Origin of the sequence: Oceanobacillus locisalsi (assembly GCF_042675985.1) — a bacterium.
GTDB classification, from domain to species: Bacteria; Bacillota; Bacilli; order Bacillales; family Amphibacillaceae; genus Oceanobacillus; species Oceanobacillus locisalsi.
On the sequence record NZ_JBHTKK010000003.1, the window covers coordinates 149,663 to 173,063 of the forward strand.

Annotated in this window: 23 protein-coding genes and 1 other annotated feature; of the genes, 2 read left to right on the forward strand and 21 right to left on the reverse strand. The window is 41.2% G+C overall.

Features of this window, described 5'->3' with window-relative positions; genetic code table 11:
- Window positions 1-3 precede the first annotated feature (3 nt).
- The 9 genes from hisS to ACFQ19_RS04930 form a co-directional block, all read right to left on the reverse strand.
- The gene (gene hisS, locus ACFQ19_RS04890; protein WP_379590970.1) at window positions 4-1,284 is read right to left on the reverse strand and encodes a histidine--tRNA ligase; all 1,281 of its coding nucleotides are present in this window, start codon (window positions 1,282-1,284) and stop codon (window positions 4-6) included.
- A gap of 99 nt (window positions 1,285-1,383) precedes the next feature.
- Window positions 1,384-1,603 (reverse strand) — a binding site (T-box leader).
- A 50-nt stretch (window positions 1,604-1,653) separates the two neighbouring features.
- Window positions 1,654-1,827, reverse strand: coding sequence for a sigma factor-like helix-turn-helix DNA-binding protein (locus ACFQ19_RS04895; RefSeq protein ID WP_379590971.1), 174 nt, complete (start codon window positions 1,825-1,827; stop codon window positions 1,654-1,656).
- 75 nt (window positions 1,828-1,902) lie between these two features.
- Window positions 1,903-2,349: a D-aminoacyl-tRNA deacylase gene (dtd, locus tag ACFQ19_RS04900; protein WP_379590972.1), complete on the reverse strand. Its 447-nt coding sequence runs from the start codon at window positions 2,347-2,349 to the stop codon at window positions 1,903-1,905.
- A gap of 14 nt (window positions 2,350-2,363) precedes the next feature.
- Complete coding sequence (locus tag ACFQ19_RS04905) at window positions 2,364-4,556, reverse strand: RelA/SpoT family protein (protein WP_379590974.1); 2,193 nt, start codon at window positions 4,554-4,556, stop codon at window positions 2,364-2,366.
- Between the two features lie 263 nt (window positions 4,557-4,819).
- Window positions 4,820-5,332, reverse strand: a complete 513-nt coding sequence (locus tag ACFQ19_RS04910) for an adenine phosphoribosyltransferase (RefSeq protein WP_379590976.1) — start codon at window positions 5,330-5,332, stop codon at window positions 4,820-4,822.
- Window positions 5,322-7,637, reverse strand: a complete 2,316-nt coding sequence (gene recJ / locus ACFQ19_RS04915) for a single-stranded-DNA-specific exonuclease RecJ (protein ID WP_379590977.1) — start codon at window positions 7,635-7,637, stop codon at window positions 5,322-5,324. Before recJ ends, ACFQ19_RS04910 begins: the two co-directional genes overlap by 11 nt.
- 92 nt (window positions 7,638-7,729) lie before the next feature.
- Entirely contained in the window at window positions 7,730-8,104 is a 375-nt protein-coding gene (locus ACFQ19_RS04920) for a LapA family protein (protein ID WP_379590979.1), read from the reverse strand.
- 190 nt (window positions 8,105-8,294) lie between these two features.
- On the reverse strand, window positions 8,295-10,547 hold the full coding sequence (secDF, locus tag ACFQ19_RS04925) for a protein translocase subunit SecDF (RefSeq protein WP_379590981.1): 2,253 nt from the start codon (window positions 10,545-10,547) through the stop codon (window positions 8,295-8,297).
- Between the two features lie 44 nt (window positions 10,548-10,591).
- On the reverse strand, window positions 10,592-10,891 hold the full coding sequence (locus tag ACFQ19_RS04930) for a post-transcriptional regulator (RefSeq protein WP_379590983.1): 300 nt from the start codon (window positions 10,889-10,891) through the stop codon (window positions 10,592-10,594).
- A gap of 183 nt (window positions 10,892-11,074) precedes the next feature.
- Here ACFQ19_RS04930 and spoVB point away from each other — a divergent pair, with 183 nt between their 5' ends.
- Window positions 11,075-12,625, forward strand: coding sequence for a stage V sporulation protein B (spoVB, locus tag ACFQ19_RS04935; RefSeq protein WP_379590984.1), 1,551 nt, complete (start codon window positions 11,075-11,077; stop codon window positions 12,623-12,625).
- Window positions 12,626-13,012: 387 nt separating this feature from the next.
- Here spoVB and ACFQ19_RS04940 read toward each other — a convergent pair whose 3' ends face one another.
- On the reverse strand, window positions 13,013-13,138 hold the full coding sequence (locus ACFQ19_RS04940) for a hypothetical protein (protein ID WP_379590986.1): 126 nt from the start codon (window positions 13,136-13,138) through the stop codon (window positions 13,013-13,015).
- A gap of 367 nt (window positions 13,139-13,505) precedes the next feature.
- On the opposite strand from ACFQ19_RS04940, the gene ACFQ19_RS04945 reads away from it, so the two are divergent.
- Window positions 13,506-13,886 (forward strand): TIGR04086 family membrane protein, encoded by a 381-nt coding sequence (locus tag ACFQ19_RS04945; RefSeq protein ID WP_379590987.1) that lies wholly within the window; start codon window positions 13,506-13,508, stop codon window positions 13,884-13,886.
- A 66-nt stretch (window positions 13,887-13,952) separates the two neighbouring features.
- Here ACFQ19_RS04945 and yajC read toward each other — a convergent pair whose 3' ends face one another.
- The 11 genes from yajC to obgE all read right to left on the reverse strand — a co-directional run bounded on the left by yajC (window position 13,953) and on the right by obgE (window position 23,400).
- Entirely contained in the window at window positions 13,953-14,222 is a 270-nt protein-coding gene (yajC, locus tag ACFQ19_RS04950) for a preprotein translocase subunit YajC (RefSeq protein ID WP_379590988.1), read from the reverse strand.
- A 16-nt stretch (window positions 14,223-14,238) separates the two neighbouring features.
- A complete protein-coding gene (gene tgt, locus ACFQ19_RS04955) occupies window positions 14,239-15,378 on the reverse strand; it encodes a tRNA guanosine(34) transglycosylase Tgt (RefSeq protein WP_379590990.1) in 1,140 nt (379 codons plus the stop codon).
- Between the two features lie 59 nt (window positions 15,379-15,437).
- Window positions 15,438-16,466 carry a tRNA preQ1(34) S-adenosylmethionine ribosyltransferase-isomerase QueA gene (gene queA, locus ACFQ19_RS04960; protein WP_379590992.1) on the reverse strand — a complete coding sequence of 343 codons (1,029 nt, stop codon included), beginning with the start codon at window positions 16,464-16,466 and terminating at the stop codon, window positions 15,438-15,440.
- 34 nt (window positions 16,467-16,500) lie between these two features.
- The gene (locus tag ACFQ19_RS04965) at window positions 16,501-16,692 is read right to left on the reverse strand and encodes a DUF2905 domain-containing protein (RefSeq protein ID WP_379590994.1); all 192 of its coding nucleotides are present in this window, start codon (window positions 16,690-16,692) and stop codon (window positions 16,501-16,503) included.
- Entirely contained in the window at window positions 16,692-17,699 is a 1,008-nt protein-coding gene (gene ruvB / locus ACFQ19_RS04970; protein ID WP_379590996.1) for a Holliday junction branch migration DNA helicase RuvB, read from the reverse strand. Before ruvB ends, ACFQ19_RS04965 begins: the two co-directional genes overlap by 1 nt.
- An 18-nt stretch (window positions 17,700-17,717) precedes the next feature.
- Window positions 17,718-18,329: a Holliday junction branch migration protein RuvA gene (gene ruvA, locus ACFQ19_RS04975; protein WP_379590998.1), complete on the reverse strand. Its 612-nt coding sequence runs from the start codon at window positions 18,327-18,329 to the stop codon at window positions 17,718-17,720.
- A 62-nt stretch (window positions 18,330-18,391) separates the two neighbouring features.
- A complete protein-coding gene (locus ACFQ19_RS04980) occupies window positions 18,392-19,123 on the reverse strand; it encodes a YebC/PmpR family DNA-binding transcriptional regulator (protein WP_379590999.1) in 732 nt (243 codons plus the stop codon).
- 84 nt (window positions 19,124-19,207) lie between these two features.
- Window positions 19,208-19,708 carry a YhcN/YlaJ family sporulation lipoprotein gene (locus ACFQ19_RS04985; RefSeq protein ID WP_379591001.1) on the reverse strand — a complete coding sequence of 167 codons (501 nt, stop codon included), beginning with the start codon at window positions 19,706-19,708 and terminating at the stop codon, window positions 19,208-19,210.
- A gap of 57 nt (window positions 19,709-19,765) precedes the next feature.
- The gene (safA, locus tag ACFQ19_RS04990; protein WP_379591002.1) at window positions 19,766-20,944 is read right to left on the reverse strand and encodes a SafA/ExsA family spore coat assembly protein; all 1,179 of its coding nucleotides are present in this window, start codon (window positions 20,942-20,944) and stop codon (window positions 19,766-19,768) included.
- Window positions 20,945-21,219: 275 nt separating this feature from the next.
- Window positions 21,220-22,074, reverse strand: coding sequence for a prephenate dehydratase (gene pheA / locus ACFQ19_RS04995; protein ID WP_379591003.1), 855 nt, complete (start codon window positions 22,072-22,074; stop codon window positions 21,220-21,222).
- Window positions 22,075-22,119: 45 nt separating this feature from the next.
- A complete protein-coding gene (gene obgE, locus ACFQ19_RS05000; protein ID WP_379591005.1) occupies window positions 22,120-23,400 on the reverse strand; it encodes a GTPase ObgE in 1,281 nt (426 codons plus the stop codon).
- Window position 23,401 lies beyond the last annotated feature (1 nt).

Consider the following 23,401-nt stretch of genomic DNA (forward strand, 5'->3'; position numbering starts at 1 on the left):
TTTCTAAATCTCCTCCAATAACGCTTTAAATTGGTTTGTTACATCATTTATCGGAATTTCTTTTTGATTTCCGGTATTCATATTTTTAACGGTTACGATTTGTTGTTCAACCTCATCATCACCTAAAAAGAAGACAAACTTTGCTCCTAGTCGGTCAGCGGCTTTCAGTTGTCCTTTCATTTTGCGGTACTGATAATCGGTATCCACTTGGATTCCCGCTGAACGCAGCTTATGCACCAGTTTGACGGTTTCTAAACGTACTTGTTCAGACCCAAAGCCTGCTACATAACAGTCCAGCCCGGTATCAACAGGAATTTCAACACCTTCTACCTTTAGTGCCATTAATAAACGCTCTAATCCCATTCCAAAACCAATTCCTGGTGTATTGGGACCGCCAAATTCATTAATTAAACCATCGTATCTTCCGCCGCCTGCTAATGTTGTGATAGCTCCGAAACCATCTGCCTCACTCATAATTTCAAAGGCTGTATGATTATAGTAATCTAATCCGCGGACTAAGTTCGGATCGACTACATAAGAAATCTCCATGGCATCCAGATAAGTCTTTACCTGTTCGAAATACGTTTGTGATTTTTCGTTTAAATAGTCTAAGATGGACGGCGCAGTTTTCATCGCCGGGTGATCCCGATCCTTTTTACAATCCAGTACACGTAACGGATTGTTATCCAGCCGTGCTTGACAATCGGCGCAAAGTTCCTCCCGATGCGGGTCGAAGTGAGCTACAAGTGCATCACGATGTGCTTGACGGCTTTCTTTATCACCTAATGAGTTAATCACCAGCTTCAAAGAAGACAAACCTAAGCTTTGATAAATTTGCATTGCCAAATCAATTACTTCCGCATCCACTGCTGGATCTTCACTTCCCATTGCTTCTACACCAAATTGATTCAATTGGCGCATTCTTCCTTTTTGCGGCCGTTCATAACGGAACATGGAACCGAAATAATACAGCTTTTCCGGTAAATCCGGGCTGCCAAACAATTTATTTTCAACAAAGGAACGGGCTACAGCAGCAGTTCCTTCCGGCCGGAGTGTGATGCTTCTTCCTCCCCGGTCTTCAAAGGTATACATTTCCTTTTGAACAATATCGGTAGAATCCCCGACACCGCGCTGGAAAACTTCTGTATGCTCGAAGATCGGCGTGCGAATTTCATGATAATAATAAGCATCACAAATTTCTTTGATTTTGTTTTCAACATATTGCCATTTTGCCGTTTCTTCCGGCAAAATATCCACAGTTCCTCTCGGCGCTTTCATAGCCATTTTGTTTCCTCCTTCACAAATATACAAGACACCGGTGTTACTGACAGTTATACATCCTATTTTCACAGACAATACAAAAAACCCGTCCCTTATAGAAAAATAAGGGACGGGTTTACCCGCGTTGCCACCCTAGTTGATACCAAAAAGATATCCACTTTTATCAGTTAACGCCTGCAACACGCTTATATCTACTCATCTATTTCGATATAAATCCTCCAGAATGTCTTTCATATAAGCTGTATAGATAGTTGCTTCCAGCCAATGACAACTACTCTCTTGCTACCTGTACTTATATTACTTTTTCCTTCAACGGTTTAATTCATTAAATTTATGGAATGATTATAATAATAAGGTGAGTTTCACACAATGTCAAGAACGACCCGTTCTTTTTTTCAATTGTTTTATTTCCTCAATGGAAATACCAAGCTCTGTTGCAATTTCTAAATACGTTGCTGTCTTTTCCATCTGTAAAAAATGATGAAAATCAATCATCAGCAAATCTGAAAAATGACTGCTTTTATGCTGCTTTGTGTTTTGATGCATCCCTTACCATCTCCTTTAACCTTGATAAGTTTTTATAGCATCCCCACAAAAGCCAGCATTATTCGAAACCATTTCTTATCTGTCTTTACTGTCAATAATTAACGTAACCGGACCGTCATTAACCAACTGTACGTCCATCATGGCGCCAAACTTACCTGTCTCTGTTACAATACCTTCTGCGCGCAAGGCTTGATTAAACGTATTATATACAGTTTCAGCATGGTCCGGTTTCGCTGCTTTGGTAAAACTTGGACGTCTGCCTTTTTTTGTATCTCCATACAAGGTAAATTGAGAGACAGATAATATGCTTCCCTTTATATCTTTCAAGGAACGATTCATTTTCCCGTCTTCATCTTCAAAAATACGTAAATGGACAATCTTATTAACGAGATAGTTTACATCTTCCTCTGCATCTTCATGCGTCACACCGACAAGTAGAAGAAACCCATTTTGTATGGCGCCGATTTTTTCTTGCCGGACGGTGACTGAAGCTTCCTTTACGCGCTGCAATACAACTTTCATGAAATAAACGCTCCTTATTGAACTGTTCTGGTAACGGTATATACTTCCCGAATTTGTTTAATCTGTTCTACTACTTTTTTCAAGTGATTAGTATTATGAATTAAAATAGTTATCTGAATCACGGCCATTTTATTACGGTCGGATCTGCCGTTCACATGGGTAATATTTGTTTTTGTTCCATTAACTGCCTGCAATACTTCATTCAGCAATCCGCGGCGGTCATAGCCTGTAATCTCCAGGTCCACGTGATATTGCTTGTTTTCCGCAGACTGTGTTTTCCATTTTACATCAATATAACGCTGTCTTGCTTCATCGGTTTGTACATTCGGGCAGTCCGCACGGTGAACAGATACTCCTCTGCCTTTTGTAATATAACCTAAAATATCATCCCCTGGAACCGGATTACAACATTTGGCTATGCGCACAAGTAAATTATTTACCCCAGCCACTTCAATGCCTGAATCTTTCTTGGACGATGGTCTGGCTTTATCTGTTTTGACTTCTTCTATCTTTGTTTCCAGATCTTGATTGAGTTCTCTTGAATGGCGGATTCTTTCTGTCAGCCGCGTAGCGATAAGTGATGCTGTAATGCCCTGATAACCGACAGCAGCATACATATCTTCATCGTTTGTGAAATTAAATTTATCAAAAACACGCTGTAAATTATCGTGCGTCAGTACTTCTTTCGGTTCAATATCAAAAGCACGAATTTCTCTTTCTACAGCTTCTCTTCCTTTTACAATATTCTCATCACGCTGCTGTTTTTTGAAAAATTGTTTTATCTTGCTTTTCGCCTGAGAAGTTTGCACCATTTTCAACCAATCTTGAGATGGACCATAAGAATGCTTCGATGTCATGACATCCACGATATCTCCATTTCGTAATGTATAGTCCAAAGGCTCCATTTTGCCATTAATTTTTGCACCGATTGTTTTGTTGCCAATCTCTGTATGAATTTTATATGCAAAATCAATTGGAATGGACCCGGACGGCAGCTCAATAACTTCTCCTTTCGGCGTAAAAACATAAACCATATCCGAGAATAAATCGATTTTCAGCGATTCCATAAATTCTTCTGCATCATGTGTGTCGCTTTGCCATTCCAAAATTTCCCGAAACCATGATAATTTTTCTTCAAAGGAGCTTTTTCCTTTCGCCTTGCCTTCTTTATAAGCCCAGTGGGCAGCAATACCATATTCTGCAATATCATGCATTTCTTTTGTTCGAATTTGCACTTCAAGCGGATCACCTTTCGGGCCGATTACCGTCGTGTGCAGGGACTGGTACAGGTTTTGTTTCGGCATGGCAATGTAGTCCTTAAACCTGCCTGGCATCGGCTTCCAATTTGTATGAATAATACCTAAAACAGCATAGCAGTCTTTGATATTATCAACTAAAATCCGGACAGCAAGCAGGTCATATATCTCATTAAATTGCTTTTTCTGATTAACCATTTTCTGATAAATACTGTATAAATGTTTGGGTCTTCCGGACATTTCTGCTTTAATATTGACAGCGTCAAATTCTTGGGAAAGGTCATCAATCACTTCCTGAATATACGATTCCCTTTCTTCCCTTTTTTGTTTCATCAGCTGGACAATACGATAATATTGCTGCGGATTCAGATACCGCAAAGCTGTGTCCTCCAGCTCCCATTTAATGGTTGAGATTCCTAGACGGTGGGCCAGCGGAGCAAAGATTTCCAGTGTTTCATTGGAAATACGTCTTTGCTTTTCAGGAGGTAAGTGTTTTAACGTCCTCATATTATGCAGCCTGTCAGCGAGTTTAATCATGATAACCCGGAGGTCTCTTGCCATTGCTACAAACATTTTACGATGATTTTCTGCCTGTTGTGCTTCTTTTGTTTCATAGCGAATTTTCCCGAGTTTGGTTACCCCGTCAACAAGTGCAGCTATTTCATGATTGAATGCTTCTTCCAATTGTTCAAAAGTGACATTGGTATCCTCAATCACATCATGAAGAAATCCGGCTGAAATCGTTTCTGCGTCCATTTGCAGTTCAGCGAGGATTCCTGCTACTTGTACCGGATGAATAATATATGGCTCACCGGATTTACGAAATTGGTCTTTATGCGACTCTTTCGCAAATTCATAAGCACGTTCAACTAAGGCAACATCTTCATCAGATAAATATTCGCTTGTTTTTTCTACAATATCTGTAATGTTGACATTTTCATCTTTTGCCATGTAATCACCTTTATTAACCTTCAATATTCAATATATTATTTTATAAAATAAAAATAGCAACAAGTGCTTAAAAGCTTGAAGCCATTCCTTTTGTTTACAATCGTTTATACTTCTCCGTTTTTAAACAGGTTTCGATAATAATTACTATTATAAGACTTTTCATATATGTATGTCCAACTATAAACCTGATGTGCGGTTATTAAAAATCTATACAAAAAGAGCCAGACAGGATGCAGCTCTGTTTGACTCTTTTTACATATTCTCTAGTAGGTCATGATAGTAAGCACATCGTAGCCGTCTAATTTATCCTTGCCGTCCAGATAACCTAATTCGACCAGAAAAGCACAGCCGACAACAATTCCGCCGAGCTGCTCTACTAGATTAATCGTTGCTTCAATGGTACCGCCTGTTGCCAGAAGATCATCTGTAATAAGCACACGCTGACCAGGGCTGATTGCATCTTTATGGATAGTTAATATATTTTTTCCGTATTCCAGGCCATAATCCACTTTGATAACTTCCCTTGGCAACTTTCCTTCTTTACGCACCGGTGCAAAGCCGATTTCCAGCGCATAAGACACGGGACAGCCGACAATAAACCCTCTTGCTTCCGGACCTACAACGACATCAATTTCTTTTTCTTTCGCATATTCGACAATTTCATCTACAGCTGATTTAAATGCCGGACCATCAGCCATCAATGGTGTAATATCTTTAAAACGGATTCCTTCTTTTGGCCAATTCTCTACTATTTCTATATACTCTTTATAATCCATACATTGCTTCCTCCTTTTGGTTCATAGACGTATCCATACAAGATTCAAACCACTTTTTCAAATCCTGGTAATTAGAATAAATAAGTATACGCTCTGTTTCTTTTTGTTTGATACAATGTTGATATATCATCGATTCGGATAAATCTTTTTTCGTTGCTGGTGTCGTATAGCGAAGCCAGCCTTCCTTTTTCTCAGCAAAACCTAAATCTGCAAATACGTCTGACATAAAATTGACTTTTGCTTCATTCCAGCCTCGGTGCTGCTCAATTGCTTTTTGCATTTCTGCAACCCGAAACTTCTTATGCTGTTTAATCAAGGTGTAATAGTCTATAAATTCTTTCCGGGAAGGAAACTGAAATGGATATTGATTTGGCACCCGTCGTATGGCAATAACAATATTATCCGGATTCATCTGCCGGATAATTTCCTCCATATCGTGTAATGACGCCGGAAGCTCTGTAAAACCGATTGTCTGATAAGAACGGAGATCCGTAGAGAGCGCCTCTTGATACGTGTAAGTCTCTTGCTGTTCAGCAATTTGGGTCAGATCCAGGTCCTTGCATACAAAGACTTCTTTTCCTGTATCCGGAAGCAATTGCTCCGCTTTCTTGCCACGAAAGTCGAAAAGCTGCCACGCTGTAATTTTTAAGTCTTCCAGCATTAATTGGGCATTCCTGCTGCCATTCCACTCGTTAATAGAAAGTTCACCCGCAACCGATACCTCTGTATACGGAGAAATCGCTTCTTTCAACTCCCCGAATCCAAAACCGACCATATCCATCTTTGTATCAGCAGAAGCGAACTGCAATTTCAAATGGTTCTTTCTGCTTCCGATTTGACGCACTTCCTTGGGAACGCCATTTATCTCGAATAACGGTTTCGGATTCCCCATACCGAATGGAGAAAGTTTTTCCATTTCCTCAATCATAGATACATCAATATCTTCCATATCTAATATAGCATTAATATATAATTCCTGCTTAAAATCTTCTTCTGACAAACGCTCAAAAAGTAAATCGTTCAAAGCTGTTTCCAGCGGTTCCATATTTTCAGCAGGCAATGTCATCCCTGCTGCCTGCGCATGTCCCCCAAATTGGGTAAACAACTCTCTGACGGTCATACAGCCCTCAAATAGATCAAATGCCGGAATACTTCTTGCGGAACCCTTTATAACACCTTGTTCCGGCTTCACAGCAAGCACAATTGCCGGACGGTCATATTTTTGGACTAATTTGGAAGCAACGATGCCTAATACTCCTTCATTCCAGCCTTCTTTAGCTACAATAATAACCCGTTTATCCGTTTGGACCATTTCCATTGCTTCATCCACAATATCTTGGACAATCTTCTTACGCTGTTCGTTCACCTGATTGATTTCATTGGCCATTTCCAAAGCAATTTCCGCATCTTCTTCCAGTAAAAGGTCAACGGCTAAATCTGCGTCTCCCAGTCGACCTACTGCGTTTAATCGCGGGCCGATTCGAAAACCGATATCTTCTTCTGTCGGATCACCCTCTATACGACAGACTTGTTTCAAAGCATTCAATCCAGCATAAGCGGTCGATTGCATTTCTTTTAATCCAAATGTTGCCAGAATTCGGTTTTCCGAAACCAATGGAACTAAATCCGCAATAGTGCCGATAGCCGCATATGGAAGTATTTCCACAGGCAATTCACCAATTAAAGCTTGTGCTAATTTTAGAGAAACACCGACACCTGCAAGTTCTTTAAAGGGATAGCCCTCAGATAACTTGGGATGAATAATGGTATAGCAATCCGGTATCTCTGACTGCGGTTCATGATGATCCGTAATAATAACATCTATTCCAATCTCTTTGGCTACTTCCGCTTCATGGACGGAAGCAATTCCTGTATCGACCGTAATAATCAAATCGAATCCTGATTGCTGAAGGTTTCTGAATGCAGCCTCATTCGGGCCGTATCCTTCTGTAAACCGATTCGGAATATAGTATTCACATTCTGCGCCAATTTTTTTCAATGCATGCAGTAATACAACAGTGGAACTTACTCCATCCGCGTCATAATCTCCGTATACAACAATTTTCTCATGACGCTCAACTGCTTCATGAATCCGCTCTACTGCTTTATCCATTCCGTTTAATAAGAAGGGATCCTGCAGGTGATTTAAATCTGGCTGCATAAATTGTTTGACTTCTTCCGTCGTCTTCATTCCTCTTTGTAAAAACAGATCCTTTACAATAGGCGATATCGCTATGTCTATCGAATCTCTCTCCTCCACAGGAGGCTGGTTTATATATTTCCAATTTGCTTTACTTGATAGCATAAATTCACCCCTGACCTACTTATTATACACAAAGTAAGCCAGGGGCATCAAATAGATTTCTCACATTCATGAACAAAAATGAATAAGACAGATTATTCTTTATTTGTTCTTTTCGTCTGTTTGTCTTCATTACGCTTTTCTTTTCGGGATGTTGCCTCTTCTTTCCTGTTATTATTTTTCTCCGTTTGCTCATCTGTAATCCCATGTGCTGCCAGCCGTTTTTTTAAACGGTCATTTTCTGAACGGAGTTTTTTGGCTTCGTGATGTGCTCTGTAAAGTCGAATTGCTCCAACTGCTGCAGTGATTAAGCCTCCCATTAATACAGAAAAGAGAATAACCAGAATTAAAGGGGAATCCGCCGTCCAGAATAAATAATCCACTGCGACAGGATCCACGTTGATAACAGCAAACACCGCAATAATAATAACAAATATAATTGCTAGTATGACATAGACTTGTCCATTCATAAATCTTCCTCCATCATTAAAAAATTGTTGCTATCCATTCATTACCCGATTAAGTATGTTTTTAAGCATTCCATACAATAAAAAAAGAGAGCTTCCATTTATTTATGATACTGCCTAAAAAAATCATTTGCAAATTTCTCCGGCATAACCATATTGAAAGCTCTCTTTTTTATTTACTGCTTATTCGTATCTATACTTGCGGACCATCTACTCTTTCTTTCTTTCTGAAATCAACCGGCTTGTCTTTTACTTTCCGTCCTCTCCATATCAGCCAAAGCTGGGAAGCAAGGAATAAGGACGAATACGTTCCGGCGATTAATCCGACTAATAATGCAAAAGCGAAACTCCATATGGAGGATGCGCCAAGCACCATAAAGGCAACCACTGCAATAACGGTCGTGATCGAGGTGTTCATTGTCCGGGTAAACGATTGAACAATACTTCGGTTCACCACTTCTGTAAGTTTTTTAAAGGACTTGACCTGTTTTTCCAGACGGATGTTTTCTCTGATCCGATCAAAAATAACAATGGTATTATTCAAGGAATAACCGATAATCGTCAAAATCGCGGCCACAATGGTTACATCGAATTCTATTTGTGTCACACTGAAAGCGACCAGCATGAAAAATACATCATGCAAGAGCGTAAGAATAGCTGTAACACCAAAGAAGAATTCAAAGCGGATGGCCACATATGCAATAATGAATATGGAAGCAATGGCCACTGCAAATATGGCATTTCTCACTAGTTCCTGTCCGACTATCGGTGATACAACACTAGTACTTGGCTCTTGCCCATATAAATCCGCAAAATGCTGTTGTACGGTATCCACTTCGCCTTCATCCAGAACAGTATCAAAACGCGCAACGGCAATCTCATTATTTTCTCCAGATAAGTTGACGGAGTTTGCTTCATAACCTAACGTCGCAAATTCGGATTCTATTTCCTCTTCTGTCAAGCCTTCGTCGGCTACAACTTCCACCCTTGTGCCGCTAGTAAAATCAACACCCGGATTGATTCGGAAGACGCCGAGGGCGACAGCTCCGATAACAATTAACAGTAAAGAGAAAGTAAAGAACTTCTTACGGTGATTGGTAATATGAGCTTGCTTTCCAAAAATGGTTGCCTCACGTACTTCACCGTCTTCAATATCCTGGATGTTGTTTTTATTCACACCAAGCCAGCCTTTTCTCTTTCTTAAGAAGCCGCTTTGAACCCATAAGTTTAAGAAAAAGCGCGTACCGAATACAGCTGTAATGAAGCTGACAACGATACTGATAATCAGCATGGTCGCAAAACCTTTAACTGAGCTTGTACCAAATGCAAATAGAACAGCTGCAGCGATTAAGGTCGTTAAGTTCGCATCTAATATAGTGATGAGTGAGTTTTTGTTTCCAGATTGGAAAGCAGCTTTTACAGATTTACCGACACGTAACTCTTCTTTAATACGTTCAAACGTAATTACGTTCGCATCGACTGCCATTCCCACTCCCAGGATCAGGGCAGCTATACCCGGCAATGTCAGTACGCCATTGAGCAATTCAAATATTAATACGACCAGGAATACATAGACCACTAAATTAATGGAAGCAATGATTCCGCTGAAGCGATAAAATGCGCATAGATAAAGAATGATTAAAGCAATCCCAATCATTCCTGCAATCACCGTTTCATTCAATGCCTGTTCACCGAATTGTGCACCTACAGATGTAGAGAAAATTTCATTCATATGTACATCCAGTGAACCGGAATTAATAATGTCAGCCATTTGCTGTGCTGATTCTACGGTAAAGTCTCCCTCAATCATGACATCATTGGAATGAATGGGTTCACTTACTCCCGGAGCAGAGACATATTTAGGGTCTTCTTTGGTCATTTCCTCCTGGAAAGAATCTTCCTCTTCCTGATAATCCATCCAGATGACCATGCGGTTATCTGCCATTTGGCTGATTTCTTCCGTTACCTCACCAAACTTGGATGCATCTTGCAATTGTAAAGTAACAATGGGTGCATTCGTATTCGGATTATAATCCTGGCTGGCACTTCCATCTACAAGGTCTGATCCGTCCAGGTATTCATTGTCATCCACATCCCGGAAAGACAATTGAGCCGATGAGGACAACAGCTCTCTTGCTTCCGCCTGGTTTTCCACTCCAGCAAGCTGTACCCGGATCCTGTCCTCTCCTTCTATATTAATGTCCGCTTCACTGATTCCGAGACGATTCACACGGTCATTCAGCGTTTCAACGGTTCCTTCCAATAAACTGTCTGAGATTTCCTGGCCTTCTTCCACAGGTTCAACTTCATATAGTACTTCAAAGCCACCCTGCAAATCCAAACCAAGATTCACGTTTTTTGCCAGACTGCTGAACGTTGTTCCAATTACTCCTGCCAAAACTGCGATGACAAGAAAAAAGGCAACGATTCTGCCTCTTTTTTTCATCGTTTGCACTTCCTCCTTCGTATATCAACCTTTTCTAACGAACGTTAACTTTCCTTGTTTTCCGTATTCCCCAGCAATGCTTCCACGGAAGCAGCCAGATCATCATTTTCATAGGATTGAATGGTTAAATAGCTTAAATAAACAGATGATTTCAAATGAAAAATATCCTGCACCATTTCATGCAGCCTTTTTTCAGGCTCACCCTTCCAAACTTTCACGGAAAGACACTTCCATACATCTTCCGGGGTTGCCTGTTCATAACCCAGCATTTCCAATTCTTCCTTCTTGCTTATCAGTGCCGGATAAATCATATCTTTCCATGCATCTACATGTTGATTATCCATTTCATTTCATCCCACCATTTCTGTTTCATCTCTATGACGTGTTTGTCAGCCGTATTTGATAGTTTTTTTAATACGACTCCTTATTGTACGCCTTTTTTATTCAACTGTCATGGTTTGTCCATCATTCAGCATATATATCATTGTATATCAAATTTATTTTTTTGAGAAGGCGGGGCAACACAAATGACAAAACAATCCTTTATCCAAGGAGCATTGATTTTAATTATCGCCGGGATGCTTACCCGTTTTATGGGCTTTATTAACCGCATGGTGGTAGCTCGCTTTATGGGTGAGGAAGGTGTCGGGCTCTATATGATGGCTTTGCCTACTTTATTTTTAGTGATAACTTTGACACAATTTGGTCTTCCTGTTGCCATTTCTAAGCGTGTAGCAGAAGCAGACGCGCAAAATGATTCGAAAAAAATAAAACAGATAGTTGCAGTGTCTCTCGCAATCACCTTAAGCGCAAGCATCTTATTTACAGTGCTGCTGATACTGGCTGCTCCTTTATTATCTGTTACCTTGTTTACGGATGAACGCGTATTGCTGCCCTTGGTTGTTATTAGCCCCATTATCCCGATTGCAGCTGTGTCAGCAGTATTAAGGGGCTATTTTCAAGGGAAACAAAATATGAAACCCCAAAGCATTGCCCAAGTATTGGAACAGATCGTCCGCATTGCATTTGTCGGTATATTTATTTACATTCTGCTGCCTTATGGCGTAGAATACGCAGCTGCTGGTGCTATGTTCAGTATTATTATCGGTGAATTTGCATCGCTTCTATACATGATTCGAAAATTTCGCCAAAAAAGAAAGTTGAAAATACGAAAACATTTTACAGAAACCGTTCTAACTGGAAAGAAAACAGCGAAAGAACTGTTATCTATTTCCATGCCTACACTGGGAAATAGAATGATTGGTTCCATCTCGAACTTTCTCGATCCGATTATTATCGTTCAGTCGCTTGCTTTGGCCGGTATTACAACAGCAGTCGCAACCCGGCAATATGGAGAATTAATGGGTTACACCATGCCATTATTATTTTTACCGACATTTATTACAAGTTCCTTATCCATTGCACTGGTTCCTTCTATTTCAGAAGCAGCAGTTAAAAATCAAACAGAACTCATTCATAATCGTATTCACCAGTCTATTCGTATTTCTTTTGCATCCGGTGCACTCGCTACGATTATCATGACTTTATTTGCAGCAGATTTGCTCCATTTGATGTATGATTCGGATTCCGCAGCTCCGTTACTGATTATCATGGCGCCTTTTTTCTTATTTTTATACATCCAGGCACCGCTTCAAGCAGCACTCCAAGCTTTGGATTTAGCCAGACCGGCCATGTGGAATACCTTGATTGGGGTTATCTTAAAATTCGGTACGATGCTGCTGTTGGCAACAAGCTCTCATTTAGGTATCCGGGGAGCAGCAATTGCTATCTGCGCCAATGTTGTTCTTGTTACTTTACTTCATCTCACCGTACTGAAAAAAGAAATCAATTATTTCCCTGCCGCAAAAGAAATTGTTCGAATGATTACCTTAGCGGGAATTACTTTTCTCCTGACCTTATATATAAAAAATCAATTCTACACAGCAGATACCAATGTCATTACGTTGATCTTGCTGCTGGCAGTCATTGTTTTGATTTATCTTATCTTACTGATTCTATTACGTTTCATCCGAAAAGAAGAATTAAAACAACTGCCTTTTTTATCAAAAAAGAAATGATATTCCGGCATCTGTCTTTTAAATAACTCGACTTTCGCAGCTAAGAATAAGCATATAAACGTTGCTGTTCCAGGATGAACATGCTTTCTATTACCATACTTGCTTTTCGTTAGAGCTTCCTTCTATTTTTTTGAACAGGGTATGGCGTATAGCAACCGCTCCGGCCAAGCCCTACGCTTTCCATGGGGACGGCTTCAGCTATTTATCTGTATAGAAAATCCCACTAGCGGAGGCGGATCGTTTTGACTCCTGTGAGGAAAGCGGAAAGCGTCGTTTAAAAACGTAACAACTGCGCCCCCGATCTTTGGGGGTGGTTCGACCTTGGTCGAACTTCCATCGCTTACGAGATAAAGGAATCACCGTGAGCTTACGAACGGATGATGACTTTCACCCGCGGGGCATAAGTGCGACTTTAGCTCTGTCTGCGCCTGCCGGCTTGCCAATCGCTAAGTCTTCTTTATCGTAGGGCGCTTTCGGGAAGTTGTCTAGTTTTTGACGCTTGTAGCTGGACAAGGGATCAGCACCCTCTGAAGATGCCCTTTTGCCAAGCGCTCTTCTTGGCAAAAGTTAGCTGAAGAGCGTGCCCCTAGGCAGACTAAAGTCGCAACGTCCTGGGGTTGCGCTTACTCACCCCATTAAAACCGTTGTTGCAACGTCTGCACTAGTACGTCCTGTACGTCGGAAAGCAAAACGGTCCGCCGCAGCGGTCGCCTTACACCTTACCTTCCCATCTTCAGCTGCATAGAAGAAACAATCAACCCCTGTGCCTATGAAATGGAAGTTACTCTTTAAAGTGCAAAAGTTGAGTAAATAATTCTTCTAAATGAAATGTCCAAGCATAAATTTAGAATAAGGATCAAACTGGAGAGGAGATAAAACAATGGAAAAAATTCAATGGACGTCCTTGCTTTATGGTTGGATTATATTGTTCGTTTTACTTTTTATCTCGAGCTTTGCGTTGGGATTATTTTTAAAAATGATAAACATGACAGAAGCAACATTATCCTGGACTACCTTTATTATCGGACTGCTCATTCTATTCTCATGCGGATGCATTACCGGTTTAAAAGGAAAAGCAAAAGGATGGTTACTAGGTGTGTGCATCGGAGCAGGATTTACAGGATTTGTTTTTCTGGTGCAGTTTCTCGGATACCAGCAAGGTTTCACTTTAACACAAGTGATGTATCACGGCTTTTACCTGATTGCGGCTATTTTAGGCGGCATTATCGGTGTTAATTTTTCAAGTCCCGCAGAAGAGTAATAAAACTTGAGACGCTATCGTAAATCTAATAAAAAAGCTAACGACTATGTCATTAGCTTTTTTTCATTACGATTCTTGTTTTACTTCTCTGATTGCAGAACGATCGTATGTTAATTTGGTTCCTTCTTCCGTAATTAACACGATGGTGCCTTCATCAATCGCATGGATTTTCGCATGAAGACCGCCGATAGTTATGATGTCATTGCCTTTTTGAAGACTATCCTGCATCTGTCTTACTTGTTTCTGACGCTTTTGCTGCGGACGAATAAGTAAGAAGTAAAAAATAGCAAACATAAGTACAATCCATAAAATTGGTGTAATCATTTCAGCTCCCATATGTTCCCACTCCTTCCTAAAAGTTCTTTGGATTCTCTTGATTCAATCCATATTGTTCAAAGAATGACTCTTTGAAGTCACCAAGTCGATCTTCCTTTATAGCAGTTCGGACTTGCTCCATTAATTTTAACAGAAAATACAGGTTATGATAAGTCGTAAGTCGGAATCCAAATGTTTCGTTGCATTTTATTAAATGCCGGATGTAAGCTCGTGTGTAATTTTTACAAACATGACAGTCACAATGCTCGTCTATCGGTGTGAAATCACGTGCATATTTTGCATTCCGGACGACTAATCTGCCGTTTGACGTCATGCAAGTTCCGTTTCTAGCAATCCGGGTCGGGAGTACACAGTCAAACATATCAATTCCACGCACTGCACCATCAATGAGTGCATCCGGAGAACCTACCCCCATTAAATACCGCGGTTTATTTGACGGCAATAATGGTGTCGTGTATTCCAGCATGCGGTTCATAACATCTTTTGGTTCGCCAACCGATAACCCGCCAATCGCATAGCCGGGAAAGTCGAGGGAGACTAAGTCCCTTGCACTTTGTTTTCGCAGTTCCTCATATTCGCCGCCCTGAACAATTCCGAAAAGCCCTTGGGTTTCCGGTCGCCTATGCGCTTCAAGACAACGTTCCGCCCACCTGGATGTCCGTTCAACAGATGACTTCATATAATCATATGCTGCAGGGTATGGCGGACATTCATCAAATGCCATCATAATATCAGAACCTAATGCATTTTGTATATGCATTGCTTTTTCCGGTGATAAGAACAGTTTCTCTCCATTTAAATGATTCCGGAAATGAACACCCTTTTCCTCTATCTGGCGCATATCACTTAAACTGAATACCTGAAAACCGCCCGAATCTGTCAAAATAGCTTTATCCCAATTCATAAACTTATGCAGACCGCCGGCTTCCTCAATAATATCTTCACCCGGCCGCAGCCATAAATGATAGGTATTCGATAAGATAATATTTGCCTGCATCGAATGCAATTCTTCCGGACTCATTGTTTTTACTGTTGCGAGCGTGCCGACCGGCATAAAAGCAGGTGTATCAAACGAACCATGCGGTGTATGGACTCGGCCAAGCCTCGCTCCTGTCTGTTTATCTGTTTTTATTAATTCATACGTTATCGGTGTCATCATTCATCTTCCCTTTTCTTCAGCCTAAACATATCATAACGTATTTATACATGATAAGGCTAGATAATTAGCATGGCATCTCCAAAACTGAAAAAGCGGTAACGCTCTTTCACCGCTTCACGGTAGGCATGAAGCACTTCATCTTTCCCTGCCAAAGCACTGACAAGCATAATAAGTGTCGATTTAGGAAGATGAAAATTCGTAATCAATCCATCAATCGCCTGATATTGATATGGCGGATAGATGAAAATATCTGTCCAGCCGCTTGCTTCTGCAAAGGCGCCTTCATGATCGCGAGCAATGGTTTCCAATGTACGGGTCGAAGTCGTGCCTACGGAAATAATTCTTCTTCTCTCTTGCTTCGCTTTGTTTAATGCGTCAGCAGCCTCTTTCGACATGCGATAAAACTCGCTGTGCATCGTATGATCTTCTACAGAATCTACGCTGACTGGACGAAATGTACCGAGTCCGACATGGAGGGTAATAAAAATAATCTCGACTCCTTTATCCTTCACCTGCTGTAATAATTCATCGGTAAAGTGAAGGCCGGCAGTGGGTGCAGCGGCTGACCCTTTTTCTCTTGCATAAACCGTCTGATACCGGTCATTTTCAGACAGCTGTTCCTTAATATAAGGCGGCAGCGGCATTTCACCAAGCTGATCTAATATTTCATAAAAAATACCTTGATAAGAAAATTCCAGCGTACGCCCGCCATGCTCTTTGATATCCGTACAAATTGCTTGTAATAAGCCATCCCCAAAATCAATGACTGTTCCTTCTTTTACTTTCTTCGCAGGTTTTACTAACACTTCCCAGCTATCGCCTTCTTCCTGATGGAGTAAAAGAACTTCCAGTTTCGCACCGGTATCTTCTTTCACGCCATACAAACGGGCAGGAAGCACCTTCGTATCGTTTAATACAAGACAGTCTCCTGCCTGAAGATAATCTATAATATCGGAAAAATGCTGGTGTTGTATATGGCCTGTCTGCTTATCTAACACACAGAGTCTGGACGCACTCCGATCTTGCAGCGGCGTTTGCGCAATTAATTCTTCAGGCAGGTCAAAATCAAAATCTTCTATATTCATGTTCATCCCTTGCTTTCTTCTTGGCGTTCAAACCTTATCTGAATCTATTTATAATAAACAAAATCAACGTTAATATAACACTAACGAGAATAGAAGTCATCAACGGAAAATGAAAAGTCATATTACCTCTTTGAAACGTAAAATCACCCGGCAGTCTTCCGATGAATGACCAAATGAGACCAATGACAATCAGAACAATTCCGGCAATGATAAAGATTTTTCCCATCATTCTTCTCCGTTTATCGTTGGTATTCCGAAATGTTCATAGGCTTTTGATGTAACTTTCCTGCCCCTTGGGGTCCGCTGAATAAAACCTAATTGAAGCAGAAAAGGCTCATATACTTCTTCAATGGTCTGCGATTCTTCCCCAATCGTCGCTGCGATGGTATCCAAGCCGACAGGACCGCCATGAAAACCTTCTATAATTTCTTTTAACAACTTGTGATCAATATGATCCAAGCCGGCATCATCGACCTGCAGCATTTTTAAAGCCTGTCGTGATGTTTCATAACTAATTTCTGTTTCTCCTTTTACCTGGGAAATGTCCCGCACTCTTTTCAGTAAACGGTTGGCAATTCGCGGTGTTCCTCTGGATCTGCTGGCAATTTCTACAGCGGCATCTTCCGTTATAGTCATGTGAAATATATCGGCTGTACGCATGACGATTTGCCGCAGGTCCGCTACATCATAATATTCCAGCCGGCTGAGCACCCCAAACCGGTCACGTAACGGTGCGCTTAACAGCCCAGAACGTGTTGTCGCCCCTACAAGGGTGAACGGAGGCAAATCAATGCGGACACTGCGGGCGCTTGGTCCGCTTCCTATCACAATATCAATAAAAAAGTCTTCCATTGCTGGGTACAATACTTCTTCCACAGAGCGCGGGAGGCGATGTACTTCATCAATAAATAATACATCCCCCGGCTCCAATGAAGACAAAATTGCCGCTAAATCTCCTGCCCGCTCAATGGCAGGTCCAGAAGTAGATCGGAATTGTACTCCCATCTCATTTGCAATAATAGAAGCCAGTGTCGTTTTACCCAATCCCGGCGGCCCGAACAGCAATACATGATCAAGCGGTTCTTCCCGCATTTTTGCTGCTTGGATAAAGATACTTAAATTTTCCTTTACCTTTGGTTGACCAATGTAATCTTCTAACTGCAGCGGTCTTATACTTTGCTCTACAGATACGTCCTCATCTTGCAAGTTTCCGTCAATCATCCGTTCATCCAAGGCAAACGCTCCTTTCTATTATTTTGCTAACAGACTGAATGCTTTACGAATCACTTCATCCGTGTTTGTGAGCGTGTTATCTGCTTTCAACTGCGGCGTGATCTTCTTCAGTTCACTCGAGGTAAAGCCTAATGCTTTCAATGCATCCAGCGCTTCAGAAACAATTTCACGCTCCCCGGTACTTACTGCAGCTTCAGAAGGTTGTTCTACTGTATTTTCTATCGCAAAATCATGAACTAATTTTCCTTTTAAGTCCAAAATAATCTGGCGGGCTGTTTTCTTCCCGACTCCTGGAAAAGTCGTTAAAAAACGTTCATCTTCATTCTCAACTGCTGCAATAAAACCTTGTATATTCACACCTGCCAGTATTGCCAATGCACCTTTAGGGCCAATTCCGGATACGGAAATAAGTTTCGTGAATAAATATTTCTCATCTGTATTCCGAAAACCGAATAAGATTTGTGCATCCTCTCTGACATGATGGTGCGTATGTATTTGGACTTGCTGATTCATTTCCGGTTCAAATACATAAGGATTGGGACAATGAATCTCATACCCAATCCCGTGTACATCCACAATGACAGCATTCTCTTTTATCGAAGTAAGTTTTCCCTTTATATATGCAATCATGTTAAGCTCCTTTTGCTTTAAATGGAATCAATGAATAAACTTCTATTTTAGTAAATAGAAGTTTATTCATTCGACTCCAGATTATGATGAACATCTTGCACGTCTTCACTTTCTTCTAATGCATCCACTAACTTCATCATCTTCTCTTCGTCTTCAGAAGACAGTGGGTTATAATTTTGCGGAATATAAGTGACTTCTGCATCAGCAAGCTTGTAAGACTGCTCTTCTAAATAAGAGACAACGTCCTGATAATCTTCCGGGCTTGTGTAAATTTCATAAGCGCCATCGTCGACACTGACATCTTCTGCACCTGCTTCCAGTGCATCTAAAGTTATTGAGTCTTCATCAATCGACCCGTCTTCATTCTCAACGACGATATAACCTTTACGGTCAAACATAAAGGAGACACTTCCATTTTCGCCCAGGTTTCCGCCATGCTTTTTAAAAGCATGTCTGATTTCTCCAGCAGTCCGATTTTTATTATCTGTTAACACATTTACAATGACCGCTACACCGCCAGGTCCATAACCTTCATAGGTGATTTCCTCGTAAGTGGCGCCATCTAATGTTCCGGTTGCTTTTTTAATATTTCTCTCTATATTATCATTCGGCATATTATCTGCCTTGGCTTTATCCACAGCGGTTCTTAAAGCAGCGTTGGTTTCGATATCTCCGCCTCCGCTTTTTGCAGCAATATAGATATCCTTGGCATGCCTCATGAAAATTTTACCTTTTTTGGCATCCTGCGCATTTTTTCTCTTTTGTATATTTTTCCATTTGGAATGTCCAGCCATTAGACATACTCCTCTCTCGAAACTCTTTTTTTACTATATCAAAAAAAGTCCCATCAGAAAAGGAAAACCCTCTTTTTATCGCCGTTATTCAAATAAATTTTGAAACAGACGTTCCGTATCTTCTCCCATTTGATTTGCTTCCTCACGTGCATTAAAATCTTTTGCTCGTTCCCATTTTGCCGTATTATTATAAATGAACAGCTGTTTGTCTGTATCCACCATTTGTTCAATATCCTGACTTATTTCCTCAAAATCACTACTGTCTGTTCCTTTTTTCATCTGAGCAGCCACAACAATCCGGTTTGCTTCGGTAACCACCTGTACGTCCTCTACATCTGGATGCTTACGAATCATTTCTTGAAATGCAGCCGCTTCTTCTCGATCAAAAGATTCCAAAGACGGAGCTTCATTTTGTCTTACTATCTCGTGTCCTCGCTTCACAGGTGTTTGCGTATTGTTCTCTTCATAGTGAATCGGCTGAACGGATTGTTCATTGTCTGTATGCTTTTCTGTTGTTGTGTTCGCACAGCCTGTCATCAATAATATAATCGATATAGCGTAAAACATATATTGTATTTTCAACATAATAAAATCCTCCCTCATACTTTTAGTATGGATCAGGAAGGATTTTTTACACATTTTTTATGAATCGGAGTCATGTTTTTCATCGGGATGTTCTGGATAAAATGGCGGTTTCGGGAAAAACGGATGCTCCTGTGAAGAATTGGGTGCCGCCGTATAATCAGGCTGAAAATAACGTTGATTTCCGGACGGTCTTTCCGGCTGTCTCGGTGCATTCATAAAGGATGCGGATGTCGGCATCGGGTTTGGTTGATAAGCTGAAAAGGACGGATCACCAGTATTCGGGCTGGATGCAGATGTTTGATTATTTGGGTTATTTGATGAAGGCATCCTATAGGACCCATGGTTCGATGCTTGCTGATTCGGCGGATGCATCGCTTGGTGTTGCTGATTAGGCATTTCCTGAAACTGCATCTCCGGCATCCCGAACGGACCTTCAGGGAACCCTCCAGGCATTGGATAAAAATCACCTTGTACCTGCTGAGAATAATTTTGTCCGCCACAACCACAATCCCCCATTGGCGGCATCATAGGAAATCCTTGCTGCATGGCCGGCTGTACAGGATAAGGATGCATCTGCGGCGGCATTGGCGGACAAGGCATATAAAAGACCGGCATCATTTGCGGAATGAAAGCAATTGGTTCACAAGGCATCTCTGCCGGCTGTTCGGTTTGTTGCGGTTTTGGTGATGGCATACTTGATGGCTGCTTCTTTTCATCTGATGTATGTTTTTCCTGTTTCGGTTTTTCCGGCTTCGGAGGCTGTTTCATTTGTACTTGTTTTTTGTCTGTCTTCATTTCCTTTTCTAAAATAGGCATCGCTGGAGCCTGTGGCATTTTCGGCATAACTGCTTCGAACTGTTCTTTTTTCTTTTCTTTTTGATCATCTTCTGTTAACACAGCAATGGGCGTCGGTGATTTTTGTTTATATGGATGCTCTGCTTTTTGCTGCTCTTTTGGTTGTTCCTTCTGTTGTTCCTTTTTTTGCACAGGTTTCTGTTGTTCTTTCGGCGACGTTTGCGTTTCTTTTTTTGTTGCACCAGGTGCTGTTTGCTCTTTTTTGGCATTGTTTTTTTGGACGGCTTTTTTGGATCCGGGTATCTTTATTTTCATGCCAGGCATAAGCTTTTCGGGATTAGCCAAATGTGAATTGACTTTTTTTAATTCTTCAAAAGAAGCATTATACTTCTCTGCCAATTTCCATAATGTATCTCCAAGCTGCACAATGTGTATTTTCAAAATAACGTACTCCCTTCCCTTTCGTAATTGAAATGGGCTAATGCTCTATATCAGCATATGCATGAAAACTAAAAAGTTGCATATAAGTATATGTTCGTAAAGACAGCGGGAATGAAATAAAGCAGCACATTGCCTGGCAGGGTGATAGGCAGCAGCTATGGATCTACTGTGCAAATGGAAGCCAAATATAGAAAAAGTGCCGGCACATATAAATGCTCAGCACTTTTTCTATATTTGCTATAAAACGGTTAACGTCATTTTAAATCATCGGGCACTTATAAAATATTATATACAGAATAAGATCCGAGAATCGTAACCTGACATCCAAGCGCTTCAAGTTCAGCCTTGGCGCCCGGTAGAAGCACGTCATCATAAGCTTGATTCACATCAATAATAAAGAAATAATTTCCCAGCCCGGTTTTTGTGGGCCTGGATTCAATCTTAGATAAGTTCATTTTACGCCACGCAAACGCAGAAAGAATCTGATGCAGTGCCCCCGCCTTATCACTTGGCAATGTAATTAAGAGCGTTGTTTTATCTCCTTTGGGCTCACTCTTAATTTTCACTTTTTCCGGTTGATGGGAAAGCACAAGAAAGCGCGTATGATTGTTCGGATAATCATGAATATTTTCCTTAAATATTTTCAATCCATATTCTGAAGCAGCAGAACGGTTTCCAACTGCTGCAATTGGAGCATCAGAACTGCTGACGATCTCCGCCGCTCTTCCCGTTGAAGAGGTAAAGGCTATCTGTGCATTCTTCAAATGTTGATGCAGATACTGATGACACTGCGCGATTGCATGACTGTGGGAATGTACTTCTTTGATTTCAGCTTCGTCGTGAATAATATCGTCCCGGACAAGCAGATGTTGTTCAATAGGTACTACAATTTCTCCAGCTACCGGTATCCGTACTTGATGAATCAAATAATCTACCGTAAGCTGCACAGTGCCCTCAATCGCATTTTCTAATGGCACCACACCGATATCAATTTCCCCGTTATTTACGGCATCGATACATTCTGGAATGGTTTTAAATGCTTTTTTATGTTCTCCGTTAAAAGTGGCGTCTACTGCTAATTTTGTAAATGTTCCCTTAGGGCCTAAATAACCAATACTCGTCAACTTCATTTCCTCCTAAACAAATCAAGAACTGCTCTAAGTTCCTATTCAAAACTATTCCATAAATTCGAATTCATAATCTAACAGCCGGACTGTATCACCGTCTTTTGCTCCGCGGTCACGGAGTGCTTTGTCAACACCCATTCCTCGTAACTGACGGGAGAAACGCTGTGCAGCTTCATCATGTTGAAAGTTTGTCATTTTAAATAAAGTTTCAATCCGGTGGCCATACAGTACGTAAGCGCCGTCCGGATCCCTGGTAATATGGAAAGGATCTTCTTCCTTCTGATGGCGATAAACAACCGTCTCATCTGCCTGCTCGATCTCCGGTTCATATTTTGGTATCTCTTCTAATTTATCTGCTACAGCAAATAATAGATCTCTGAGACCCTCTTTTGTAATAGCTGAAATTTTATATATCGGGATCTCTTCTCCCAATTTTTCTTTAAATGCATTTAAATGTGCTTCTGCATCAGGCATGTCCATTTTATTGGCAGCAATAATCTGCGGTCTGGCTAAAAGCTGCGGATCATATGAAGCCAGTTCCTCATTAATTTTCATATAATCTTCGTATGGATCGCGCCCTTCTGTTCCGGCCATATCAATCACATGAACAATCACCCGGGTGCGTTCCACATGGCGCAGAAACTGATAACCAAGGCCAATCCCTTCGGAAGCACCTTCAATCAATCCCGGTAAATCCGCCAGCACAAAACTGCGGTGATCTTCCGTATCTACGACGCCAAGATTAGGAGCTACCGTTGTAAAATGGTAAGCTGCAACTTTTGGCTTTGCTGCACTGACTACAGATAATAATGTGGACTTACCAACACTTGGAAAACCGACTAATCCCACATCGGCAATCAGTTTTAGCTCCACTTTAATATTTCGTTCTTGACCCGGTTCCCCGTTTTCCGCCATATCCGGTGCAGGGTTACGCGGGTTGGCAAATCTTGAATTGCCTCTTCCTCCGCGCCCGGCTTTGGCGATAACCGCTTCCTGGTCGTGTGTGGTTAAATCTGCAATCACTTCGCCGGTATCTTCATCTGCCACAGTGGTTCCCGGCGGTACAGCAATGACATAGGCAGCTGCATTTTTCCCATGCTGGTTCTGGCTCATGCCATTTTCCCCGCGTTTTCCTTTAAAATGACGGTTGTAACGGAAATCCATTAAAGTATTTAAACCTTCATCGACTTTAAAGACGATATCCGCTCCATTTCCGCCGTCACCTCCTGCAGGTCCGCCTTTAGGAACATATTTTTCCCGGCGGTAAGCTACAAGTCCGTTTCCGCCGTCACCGGCTTTTACATAGACACTGACCTGGTCGACAAACATT